General features: G+C 70.0%; 1 protein-coding gene. It reads left to right on the top strand.

Annotation, left to right across the window (positions count from 1 at the left end; all coding sequences use genetic code 11):
- Window positions 1-1008: FAD-binding protein (locus V7Z97_RS20550; RefSeq protein WP_334165499.1), on the top strand; the 1008-nt coding region annotated here is incomplete at its 5' end.

Genomic DNA, 1008 nt, shown 5'->3' with positions numbered 1-1008 from the left:
GGCGAGGGCGGCTACCTGACCAACTCCGAGGGCGAGCGGTTCATGGAACGCTACGCGCCGTCCGTGAAGGACCTCGCGCCGCGCGACATGGTCTCCCGCGCCATGACCATCGAGATCCGCGAGGGCCGCGGCGTGGGCCCGAAGAAGGACCACATCTTCCTGCACCTCGACCACCTGGATCCGGCGATCCTCGCCGAGCGCCTGCCGGGCATCTCCGAGAGCGCCAAGATCTTCGCCGGCGTCGACGTCACCAAGGAGCCGATCCCGGTCCTGCCGACCGTCCACTACAACATGGGCGGCATCCCCACGAACTTCTACTCGGAGGTCGTGACCAAGGCCGGCAAGAACCCCGACCAGACGGTGCCCGGCCTGATGGCCGTGGGCGAGGCCGCCTGCGTCAGCGTGCACGGCGCCAACCGCCTGGGCTCCAACAGCCTGATCGACCTCGTGGTGTTCGGCCGCTCGGCCGCGCTGCGGGCCGCCGACACCATCAAGGCCGGCGCCAGCCAGCCCGAGCTCAAGCCGCACATGACCGAGCGCCACCTCGCCCGGTTCGACCGCCTGCGCCACGCCTCCGGCTCCACGCCCACCGCCGCCCTGCGGCTCGAGATGCAGCAGGCCATGCAGGAGGACGCCGCCGTCTTCCGCACCGGCGAGAGCCTGGTCTCCGGCGTCAAGCGGCTCGCCGCCGTCCACGCCAAGCGCGGCGACATCCGCGTCACCGACCGCGGCCTGATCTGGAACACCGACCTGATGGAGACCCTGGAGTTCGACAACCTCGTCGGCCAGGCCACCGTCACCGTCAACGGCGCCGCCAACCGCACCGAGAGCCGCGGGGCCCACGCCCGCGAGGACTTCGCCGACCGCGACGACAAGGCCTGGATGAAGCACACCCTCGCCTGGTTCGACGACGCCACCGGCAAGGTGAAGATCGACTACCGCCCGGTGCACAACTTCACCATGACCAACGACATCGCCTACATCCCGCCCAAGGCGCGGGTGTACTGA

The sequence above is a fragment of the Phenylobacterium sp. genome (assembly GCF_036821595.1).
Classification (GTDB): domain Bacteria; phylum Pseudomonadota; class Alphaproteobacteria; order Caulobacterales; family Caulobacteraceae; genus Phenylobacterium.
Note: the sequence above shows the minus strand (reverse complement) of the source record. Positions and strands in the feature narration are given on the sequence as shown.